Raw genomic sequence first — 11117 nt, 5'->3', positions numbered from 1 at the left:
ATCCAAGACCGCTGGTGTGCAGGGCGCTGCACTTAATCGCCGGATCGATCCTTCCGGTATCCAGCGCAGATGGCGACCCCACTGCAAGGAATTTGATTTTTGTTCCTGACAGTTGGTCGCTGCATGAAGCGCGATCCGAGGCCCCGGCCGAAGGTCGCATTAAAAGGAGTAGACCTTGAGTCTGAATCGCAGTGAGAAAGAAGCGGTCATCAGTGATGTGACCAGCCTCGCCGCTAAAGCTCAAACGCTCGTGATGGCGGAATACCGTGGCATCACGGTGGCCGATATGACCAAACTGCGCAGCGAAGCTCGCAGCAAGGGTGTGACCCTCAGCGTGTTGAAGAACACGCTGGCACGCCGTGCTGTGGCTGGTAGCGCATTTGAGATCGTTGGCGACCAGATGACCGGCCCGCTGATCTATGGCTTTTCCGAAGACGCAGTGGCCGCCGCCAAGGTGGTGGCCGATTTCGCGAAGACCAACGACAAGTTGGTGATTCGCGGCGGCGCATTCGGCGGCAAGGCCCTGGACGTGAACGGCGTGAAGCAACTGGCCAACATCCCTTCCAAGGAAGTGCTGCTGGCGCAATTGCTGGGCTTGATGCAATCCCCGATCTCTCGTACCGCCCGCGTGCTCGCGGCGCTGGCCGAGAAGCGCGGTGGTGGCGAAGCTGCACCCGCCGATGCACCGGCAGAAGCGCAGGCTGCTTGAGCCTTGCGTTTGAGATATTCAACCCAATTGTTAGGAAACAAAAATGGCATTCGATAAAGACGCATTTCTGACCGCGCTCGACAGCATGACGGTCCTGGAACTCAACGACCTGGTGAAAGCCATCGAAGAGAAGTTCGGCGTGAGCGCCGCTGCAATGGCTGCCCCCGCCGGCGCTGGTGGTGGTGCTGCCGCTGCCGTGGCCGAAGAGCAGACCGAGTTCAACGTCATGCTGATGGATGCAGGCGCGAACAAGGTTTCGGCGATCAAGGCCGTGCGCGAAATCACCGGCCTGGGCCTCAAGGAAGCCAAGGACCTGGTGGAAGCCGCTCCCAAGGCTGTCAAGGAAGGCCTGTCGAAGGCTGACGCTGAAGCCGCCAAGAAGAAGCTGGAAGACGCCGGCGCCAAGGTGGAACTGAAGTAATTCAGACCCGCCAGAGGGCTGGAGGTGCCTGAAAAGGCCCTCCAGCCTTTGCCGCTTTCAGAGCGCACCCGAAAACCGGAAAAAAGACGGTTTTCGAGTGTCTTCTGACCCCGACTGCAGAAGACCCCTTGGTTCGGGCGATGTGCAACGCATCGCTGTCCGCCAACGGCTGGTAGTGGCCAGCCGCCAAGCAGTGGTGCCGTTCGCCCGGCACCGCTGACAAGTCGCTGAAGATCTCAAGCTCCGGAGCTCTCATGGCCCAATCGTCCGCGTACAGTTACACCGAACGCAAGCGCATCCGAAAAAGTTTCGGCAATCGCGACAGCGTCGTAGAAATCCCCTACTTGCTGCAGATGCAGAAAGACGCGTACACCGCGTTCCTGCAAGCCGGCATTCCTCCCAAACAGCGCACCGTCGAAGGCCTGCAGGCCGCGTTCGACGCTGCCTTCCCGATCGTCTCGCACAACGGTTTTGTCGAGATGAAGTTCCTCGAGTACAACCTCGCGAAGCCGGCTTTCGACGTGCGCGAGTGCCAGACCCGCGGCCTGACCTTCGCCTCGGCCGTGCGCGCCAAGGTCCAGCTCATCATCTATGACCGCGAGTCGTCGACCTCGCAGTCGAAGGTGGTCAAGGAAGTGAAGGAACAAGAGGTCTACATGGGCGAAGTGCCGCTCATGACCGACAAGGGTTCGTTCATCATCAACGGCACCGAGCGCGTGATCGTCTCGCAGCTGCACCGTTCGCCGGGCGTGTTCTTCGAACACGACAAGGGCAAGACGCACAGCTCGGGCAAGCTGCTGTTCTCGGCCCGCGTGATTCCCTACCGCGGTTCGTGGCTCGACTTCGAGTTCGACCCGAAGGACATGCTGTACTTCCGCGTCGACCGCCGCCGCAAGATGCCGGTGACGATCCTGCTGAAGGCCATCGGCCTGAACCCGGAATCGATCCTCGCGAACTTCTTCGTGAACGACAACTTCCGCCTGATGGACAGCGGCGCGCAGATGGAATTCGTTCCCGAGCGCCTGCGCGGCGAAGTCGCGCGCTTCGACATCACCGACAAGTCGGGCAAGGTCGTGGTCGCCAAGGACAAGCGCGTGACCGCGCGCCACACGCGCGAGCTCGAGCAGTCGGGCACCACGCACATCAGCGTGCCGGAAGACTTCCTGGTCGGCCGCGTCATTGCCCGCAACATCGTCGACGCCGACTCCGGCGAGATCCTGGCCAAGGCCAATGACGAACTGACCGAAGCACTGCTGAAGAAGCTGCGCACGGCCGGCGTGCAGGACATCCAGGTGATCTACACCAACGAACTCGACCAGGGCGCGTACATCTCGCAGACCCTGCGCATCGACGAGACGGTGGACGAGTTCGCCGCCCGCGTGGCCATCTACCGCATGATGCGCCCCGGCGAGCCGCCGACGGAAGACGCGGTGCAGGCCCTGTTCCAGCGCCTGTTCTACAACCCGGACACGTACGACCTGTCGCGCGTGGGCCGCATGAAGTTCAACGCCAAGGTCGGCCGCGACGAATCGACCGGCCCGATGGTGCTGACCAACGAAGACATCCTGGCCGTGGTCAAGATCCTCGTGGACCTGCGCAACGGCAACGGCGAAGTCGACGACATCGACCACCTGGGCAACCGCCGCGTGCGCTGCGTCGGCGAACTGGCCGAAAACCAGTACCGCACCGGCCTCGCCCGCATCGAGAAGGCCGTGAAGGAACGTCTGGGCCAGGCCGAGCAAGAGCCGCTGATGCCGCACGACCTGATCAACAGCAAGCCGATCTCGGCCGCGCTGAAGGAATTCTTCGGTGCTTCGCAGCTGTCGCAGTTCATGGACCAGACGAATCCGCTGTCCGAAATCACCCACAAGCGCCGCGTGTCGGCCCTTGGCCCGGGCGGTCTGACGCGCGAGCGTGCCGGCTTCGAAGTGCGCGACGTGCACGTCACCCACTACGGCCGCGTGTGCCCGATCGAAACGCCTGAAGGCCCGAACATCGGCCTGATCAACTCGCTGGCCCTGTACGCCCGCCTGAACGAATACGGCTTCATCGAGACGCCGTACCGCCGCGTGGTCGACAGCAAGGTCACCAACGAGATCGACTACCTGTCGGCCATCGAGGAAGGCAAGTACGTCATCGCCCAGGCCAATGCGGTCCTGGACAAKGAAGGCAAGCTGACCGGCGACCTGGTTTCCGCGCGTGAAGCCGGCGAATCGATCCTGGTCGGTGCCGAGCGCATCCAGTACATGGACGTGTCGCCCGCGCAGATCGTGTCGGTGGCTGCCTCGCTCGTGCCCTTCCTCGAGCACGACGACGCGAACCGCGCGCTGATGGGCGCCAACATGCAGCGCCAGGCCGTGCCGGTGCTGCGCCCCGAGAAGCCGATGGTCGGCACCGGTATCGAGCGCGTCTCCGCGGTCGACTCCGGCACCGTGGTCACGGCCACCCGCGGCGGTATCGTCGACTACGTCGACGCGACCCGCATCGTGGTGCGCGTGAACGACGCCGAAGCGGCAGCCGGTGAAGTCGGTGTGGACATCTACAACCTGATCAAGTATCAGCGTTCGAACCAGAACACCAACATCCACCAGCGCCCGATCGTCAAGCGCGGCGACAAGATCGCCAAGGGCGACGTGGTGGCCGACGGCGCATCGACCGACMTCGGYGAACTGGCCCTSGGCCAGAACATGCTGATCGCSTTCATGCCSTGGAACGGCTACAACTTCGAAGACTCGATCCTGATCTCGGAACGCGTCGTCGCCGAAGACCGCTACACCTCGATCCACATCGAGGAGCTGGTGGTGATGGCCCGCGACACCAAGCTCGGTGCCGAGGAAATCACGCGCGACATCCCGAACCTGGCCGAGCAGCAGCTCAACCGCCTGGACGAATCCGGCATCATCTACGTGGGTGCCGAAGTGCAGCCGGGCGACACGCTGGTGGGCAAGGTCACGCCGAAGGGCGAGACCACGCTGACGCCTGAAGAGAAGCTGCTGCGCGCCATCTTCGGCGAGAAGGCTTCCGACGTGAAGGACACCTCGCTGCGCGTGGACCAGGGCTCGCAAGGCACCGTGATCGACGTGCAGGTGTTCACCCGCGARGGCATCACGCGCGACAAGCGCGCCCAGCAGATCATCGACGACGAGCTCAAGCGCTTCCGCCTCGACCTGAACGACCAGCTTCGCATCGTCGAAGCCGACGCGTTCGACCGTATCGAGAAGCTCCTGACCGGCAAGGTTGCCAACGGCGGCCCGAACAAGCTGGCCAAGGGCACCAAGCTCGACAAGGCCTACCTGTCGTCGGTCGAGAAGTTCCACTGGTTCGACATCCGCCCGGCGGACGACGAAGTGGCCACGCAGCTCGAGTCGATCAAGAACTCGCTGGAGCAGACGCGCCACAGCTTCGACCTCGCGTTCGAGGAAAAGCGCAAGAAGCTCACGCAGGGCGACGAGCTGCCCGCAGGCGTGCTCAAGATGGTCAAGGTCTACCTGGCCGTCAAGCGCCGCCTGCAACCCGGCGACAAGATGGCCGGCCGCCACGGCAACAAGGGTGTGGTGTCGAAGATCGTTCCGGTCGAAGACATGCCCCACATGGCCGACGGCACGCCGTGCGACATCTGCCTGAATCCGCTGGGCGTGCCCTCGCGGATGAACGTGGGCCAGGTGCTCGAAGTGCACCTGGGCTGGGCCGGCAAGGGCATCGGCCACCGCATCGGCGACCTGCTGCAGCAGGAGGCCAAGGTGGCCGAGCTGCGCAAGTTCATGGAGCAGCTGTACAACGGCTCGGGCCGTCCGGAAGACCTCAGCCAGCTGAGCGACTCCGACGTGCTCGCCATGGCAGCCAACCTGCAGAGCGGTGCGACCTTCGCCACGCCGGTGTTCGACGGCGCCTCGGAAGAGGAAATCCGCGGCATGCTGAAGCTCGCCTATCCGGACGACATCGCCAAGCTCAAGGGCCTGACCGAGACGCGCACCCAGGCCTACCTGTACGACGGCCGCACCGGCGAACAGTTCGAGCGTCCGGTCACCGTCGGCTACATGCACTTCCTGAAGCTGCACCACCTGGTGGACGACAAGATGCACGCCCGTTCGACCGGCCCGTACTCGCTCGTCACCCAGCAGCCGCTGGGCRGCAAGGCGCAGTTCGGCGGCCAGCGTTTCGGCGAAATGGAAGTGTGGGCGCTGGAAGCCTACGGCGCCGCCTACGTGCTGCAGGAAATGCTGACTGTGAAGTCCGACGACGTGCAAGGCCGTACCAAGGTGTACGAAAGCATCGTCAAGGGCGAGCACTCGATCGAAGCCGGCATGCCGGAATCGTTCAACGTGCTGGTCAAGGAAATTCGTTCGCTGGGGCTCGACATCGAGCTCGAGCGTTCTTAATTTGAAAAGGGAAAGAGTCTTATGAAATCGCTACTCGACCTGTTCAAGCAATTCACGCCCGATGAGCATTTCGATGCCATCAAGATCGGCATGGCTTCGCCCGAGAAGATCCGTTCGTGGTCTTTCGGCGAGGTGAAGAAGCCCGAGACGATCAACTACCGCACGTTCAAGCCCGAGCGCGACGGCCTCTTCTGCGCGAAGATCTTCGGCCCCAYCAAGGACTACGARTGCCTGTGCGGCAAGTACAAGCGCMTGAAGCACCGCGGCGTGATCTGCGAGAAGTGCGGCGTCGAAGTCACGCAGACCAAGGTGCGCCGCGAGCGCATGGGCCACATCGACCTGGCCGCGCCCTGCGCGCACATCTGGTTCCTGAAGTCGCTGCCGTCGCGCCTGGGCCTCGTGCTCGACATGACGCTGCGCGACATCGAACGCGTGCTGTACTTCGAAGCCTACGTGATCACCGACCCCGGCATGACCCCGCTGAAGAAGTTCGGCATCATGTCCGAGGACGACTATGACGCGAAGCGCAAGGAATACGGCGACGAGTTCGTCGCCAAGATGGGCGCCGAAGGCATCAAGGACCTGCTCGAAGGCATCGAACTCGACAGCGAGATCGAACGCCTGCGCGGCGACCTGACCGGCTCCGAAGTCAAGGTCAAGAAGAACTCCAAGCGCCTGAAGGTGCTGGAAGCCTTCCGCAAGTCGGGCATCAAGCCCGAGTGGATGGTGCTCGACGTGCTGCCCGTGCTGCCGCCGGACCTGCGTCCGCTGGTGCCGCTGGACGGCGGCCGCTTCGCGACCTCCGACCTGAACGACCTGTACCGCCGCGTCATCAACCGCAATTCGCGCCTGCGCCGCCTGCTGGAACTCAAGGCTCCGGAAATCATTGCTCGCAATGAAAAGCGGATGCTGCAAGAAGCAGTCGACTCGCTGCTGGACAACGGCCGTCGCGGCAAGGCCATGACGGGCGCCAACAAGCGCGCGCTGAAGTCGCTCGCCGACATGATCAAGGGCAAGAGCGGCCGCTTCCGCCAGAACCTGCTGGGCAAGCGCGTCGACTACTCGGGCCGTTCGGTCATCGTGGTGGGCCCGACGCTCAAGCTGCACCAGTGCGGCCTGCCCAAGCTGATGGCGCTCGAGCTGTTCAAGCCCTTCATCTTCTCGCGCCTGGAAGCCATGGGCATCGCGACCACGATCAAGGCTGCCAAGAAGGAAGTCGAATCGGGCACGCCGGTGGTCTGGGACATCCTGGAAGAAGTGATCAAGGAACACCCGGTCATGCTGAACCGTGCRCCTACSCTGCACCGTTTSGGCATCCAGGCGTTCGARCCGMWSCTKRTYGAAGGCAAGGCRATCCAGCTKCACCCGCTGGTYTGYGSSGCCTTCAACGCCGACTTCGACGGCGACCAGATGGCCGTCCACGTGCCGCTGTCGGTGGAAGCGCAGATGGAAGCCCGCACGCTGATGCTGGCCTCCAACAACGTGCTGTTCCCGGCTTCGGGCGAACCGTCGATCGTTCCTTCGCAGGACGTGGTGCTGGGTCTGTACTACACGACCCGCGACCGCATCAACGGCAAGGGCGAGGGCCTGATCTTCTCCGACATCGGTGAAGTGCAGCGCGCGCTGGACGCCAACGAAGTCGAGCTCACCGCCAAGGTGGCAGTGCGCATCACGGAATACACCAAGGACAAGGAAACCGGCGAATTCACGCCTTCCACGTCGCTGGTGGACACCACCGTGGGCCGCGCCCTGCTGTCCGAGATCCTGCCCAAGGGCCTGCCGTTCTCGAACATCAACAAGGCGCTGAAGAAGAAGGAAATCTCCAAGCTCATCAACGTCTCGTTCCGCAAGTGCGGCCTCAAGGAGACCGTGGTGTTCGCCGACAAGCTGCTGCAGAACGGCTTCCGCCTGGCCACCAAGGCCGGCATCTCGATCGCCATCGACGACATGCTGGTGCCCGCTGAAAAGCACGGCATCATCGAGCGTTCGGCCAAGGAAGTGAAGGAGATCGAGCAGCAGTACGTCTCCGGTCTCGTGACTTCCGGCGAACGCTACAACAAGGTGGTGGACATCTGGGGCAAGGCCGGCGACGAAGTGTCGAAGGTCATGATGGCCAAGCTCTCGAAGCAGAAGGTCATCGACCGCCACGGCAAGGAAGTGGAGCAGGAGTCGTTCAACTCCATCTACATGATGGCCGACTCCGGCGCCCGCGGTTCCGCAGCGCAGATCCGCCAGGTGGCCGGCATGCGCGGCCTGATGGCCAAGCCGGACGGCTCGATCATCGAGACGCCCATCACCGCGAACTTCCGCGAAGGCCTGAACGTGCTGGAGTACTTCATCTCCACCCACGGTGCCCGAAAGGGCCTGGCCGACACGGCGCTGAAGACGGCGAACTCGGGCTACCTGACCCGCCGCCTGGTCGACGTGACGCAAGACCTGGTCGTGACCGAGCAGGACTGCGGCACGCACGGCGGCTACCTGATGCGCGCCATCGTCGAAGGCGGTGAAGTCATCGAATCGCTGCGCGACCGTATCCTCGGCCGCTCGGCGGCCGACGACGTGCTGCACCCGGAAAACCGCTCGGTGCTGCTGAAGGCCGGCGAGATGTTCGACGAGGACAACATCGAAGAGCTCGAGGCGCAAGGCGTCGACGAGGTCAAGGTGCGTACCGCGCTGACCTGCGAAACCCGCTTCGGCATCTGCGCGACCTGCTACGGCCGCGACCTGGGCCGCGGCGGCCTGATCAACATCGGCGAAGCCGTCGGTGTGATCGCTGCGCAGTCCATCGGCGAACCCGGCACGCAGCTCACSATGCGTACCTTCCACATCGGTGGTGCGGCATCGCGTGCGGCGGTGGCCTCGAGCGTCGAAGCCAAGTCCAACGGCGTGATCGGCTTCAACGCCACGATGCGCTACGTGACCAACAGCAAGAACGAGCTGGTGGTGATTGCACGTTCGGGCGAGATCGTCATCCATGACGAGCACGGCCGCGAGCGCGAACGCCACAAGGTGCCGTACGGCGCGATCCTGGCGGTCAAGGCCGACCAGCAGATCAAGGCCGGCCACGTGCTCGCCAACTGGGATCCGCTGACGCGCCCGATCATCACGGAATTCGCCGGCAAGACGCAGTTCGAGAACGTGGAAGAAGGCCTCACCGTCGCCAAGCAGGTGGACGAAGTGACCGGCCTGTCGACCCTGGTCGTGATCGATCCGAAGCGCCGCGGCGCTGCCAAGGTCGTGCGCCCGCAGGTGAAGCTCATCGACGCCTCCGGCGCCGAAGTGAAGATCCCGGGCACCGACCACTCGGTGACGATCGGCTTCCCGATCGGCGCCCTGGTGCAGATCCGCGACGGCCAGGACGTGGGCCCCGGCGAAGTGCTGGCGCGTATTCCGGTCGAAGGCCAGAAGACCCGCGACATCACCGGCGGTCTGCCGCGCGTTGCCGAGCTGTTCGAAGCCCGTTCGCCGAAGGACAAGGGCATGCTGGCCGAGATGACCGGTACCGTGTCGTTCGGCAAGGAAACCAAGGGCAAGATCCGCCTGCAGATCACCGATCCCGAAGGCACCGTCTGGGAAGACCTCGTGCCGAAGGAAAAGAACATCCTGGTGCACGAAGGCCAGGTGGTGAACAAGGGCGAAAGCGTGGTCGACGGCCCGGCGGACCCGCAGGACATCCTGCGCCTGCTGGGTTCGGAAGAACTCGCGCGCTACATCGTGGACGAGGTGCAGGACGTGTACCGCCTGCAGGGTGTGAAGATCAACGACAAGCACATCGAGGTGATCGTTCGCCAGATGCTGCGCCGCGTCGTGGTCGACAACATCGGCGAGACCGGCTACATCTCCGGCGAACAGGTCGAACGCAGCGAAATGCTCAACACCAACGACGCCCTGCGCGCCGAAGGCAAGATCCCCGCGACGTTCACCAACCTGCTGCTGGGTATCACGAAGGCGTCGCTGTCGACCGACTCGTTCATCTCTGCCGCTTCGTTCCAGGAAACGACGCGCGTGCTGACCGAAGCCGCGATCATGGGCAAGCGCGACGAGCTGCGCGGCCTGAAGGAAAACGTCATCGTCGGCCGCCTGATCCCCGCGGGCACCGGCATGGCCTACCACCAGGCGCGCAAGGCCAAGGATCAGATGGACGAGGCCGAGCGCCGCGCCATCGCCGAATCCGAAGCCGCCGAACTGGCCGGTTCGACCAGCGATGTTTCCACCACGGCCGACGCCAGCGAAGGCGCCGCGTCCGAATAACTGGTTAGCATCACCGGCCATGACCGGTATCCGACGCCCCCCGACCGCCCCTGGTTGGGGGGCGTTTTTCTTTGAGTTGTCTATTGCGAGGCATTTTTGCCGATGAGCGTGTTGCCCGATTCGATGGTTGGCTGGATCGTCATTGCCGTGCTGCTGTTCTGGTTCGTGGGCGCGTACAACCGGCTCGTGCGGCTGCGCGCGGCCGTGCTCCAGGCCTATGCGACGCTCGACGCGGCCCTGCGGAAGCAGCTGGACTTCGTCCAGGCCAGCATCACGGCCGCCCTGCCGGAAAAGGACGCGTCGAGCCACTCGTCGGCCGTGGCGCCGCTGCAGGCCGCCACCAACCAGCTTGCGACCCTGCTGGGCGCCACCCGCCTGCATCCGCTCGACCCCGGCGGCATGGCCGCGCTGGCCACGGCGCTGCAGGTGCTGATCACGGCCTGGCAGCGCCAGCATCCGGACGCGGTGACGGTCTTCGAGGCGGACGGAACGCTCTCGCGGCCGGCGCCGCTGCTGCCGGCCGGCGCCGGTGCCGGTTCGGCCTCCGGCACACTGGAACCCATGGCCTGGCCCGAGCCTTCGGCCGCCGCGGAAATCGCACGCAGCCAGTTCAACCTGGCGGTGGGGCAGTACAACGCCGCCATCGTCCAGTTTCCTGCGTTGCTGGTGGCATGGATGGTGCGTTTGCGTCCGGCCGCGCCGCTGCTTTGAAGTTGTCCAGACGCCGGCGTTGCATTTTTTCTCCGTACGCTCGCGGGGCGCCGCGCCAGCCGCGCGCCCGTTGACGCCCATTACCATCGCCCCAACTTGTCAGAACTAACTTCCGATCATTCCGCCGGCACCGCGCCGCCGATGCAACCTCCGCTGTGGCGCCAGCTGCAGCTGACCGCAGCGGCGCTCGCGTCGATTCGTGCCGGCAGCTCGGGCACCGTCGCGTTCGAAGCCGTCGAGCCCGCCATGCGCCCCGGCGTGCAGGCGCTCGGCTTCCAGGTGCTGCGCTGGCTCGGCCGCGCCGAGGCCCTGCGCCGCCACCTGGCCAAGCGCACGCCGCCGCCGTTGCCCGACGCGCTCCTGTGCACCGCATTGGCGCTGGCCTGGGATGCGCAGCACGCGCCCTACGAGCCCTTCACACTGGTTGACCAGGCCGTCGAGGCGGCAAAGCGCAACCCCGCCACGCGCGCCCAGGCGAGCTTCATCAACGCCTGCCTGCGCCGCTTCCTGCGCGAGCGCGACGAACTCGTGGCCGCCACCGACCATGAGCCGGTCGCACAGTGGAACCATCCGCGCTGGTGGATCGAGCGGCTCAAGCGCGACCATCCGCGCGATTGGCAGCGGGTGCTTGCCGCCGACAACGCGC

At 64.4% G+C, this 11117-nt stretch carries 6 protein-coding genes; all 6 read left to right on the top strand.

Annotation, left to right across the window (positions count from 1 at the left end):
- The first annotated feature begins 175 nt into the window (after positions 1–175).
- Positions 176–709, top strand: coding sequence for a 50S ribosomal protein L10 (gene rplJ, locus AC1DOC_RS05850; RefSeq protein WP_012745749.1), 534 nt, complete (start codon positions 176–178; stop codon positions 707–709).
- Between the two features lie 43 nt (positions 710–752).
- Positions 753–1130 carry a 50S ribosomal protein L7/L12 gene (gene rplL, locus AC1DOC_RS05845; RefSeq protein ID WP_012745750.1) on the top strand — a complete coding sequence of 126 codons (378 nt, stop codon included), beginning with the start codon at positions 753–755 and terminating at the stop codon, positions 1128–1130.
- Between the two features lie 254 nt (positions 1131–1384).
- On the top strand, positions 1385–5509 hold the full coding sequence (rpoB, locus tag AC1DOC_RS05840; protein ID WP_478129525.1) for a DNA-directed RNA polymerase subunit beta: 4125 nt from the start codon (positions 1385–1387) through the stop codon (positions 5507–5509).
- Between the two features lie 21 nt (positions 5510–5530).
- Positions 5531–9760, top strand: coding sequence for a DNA-directed RNA polymerase subunit beta' (gene rpoC, locus AC1DOC_RS05835; RefSeq protein WP_478129524.1), 4230 nt, complete (start codon positions 5531–5533; stop codon positions 9758–9760).
- A gap of 102 nt (positions 9761–9862) precedes the next feature.
- Positions 9863–10471, top strand: coding sequence for a LemA family protein (locus tag AC1DOC_RS05830; RefSeq protein ID WP_012745753.1), 609 nt, complete (start codon positions 9863–9865; stop codon positions 10469–10471).
- 141 nt (positions 10472–10612) lie between these two features.
- On the top strand, positions 10613–11117 hold a 505-nt coding region (locus AC1DOC_RS05825; protein WP_478129523.1), incomplete at its 3' end, for a transcription antitermination factor NusB.

The sequence above is a fragment of the Variovorax sp. 01T439_2 genome (assembly GCF_056398445.1).
The sequence above is the reverse complement of the archived record's forward strand: the minus strand, read 5'-3'. Positions and strand labels throughout refer to the sequence as shown.

Excerpts from the sequence above, each read along its gene's own strand:
- rplL (WP_012745750.1), top strand. The coding sequence starts at position 753 with ATGGCATTCGATAAAGACGCATTTCTGACCGCGCTCGACAGCATGACG.
- AC1DOC_RS05830 (WP_012745753.1), top strand. The coding sequence starts at position 9,863 with ATGAGCGTGTTGCCCGATTCGATGGTTGGCTGGATCGTCATTGCCGTG.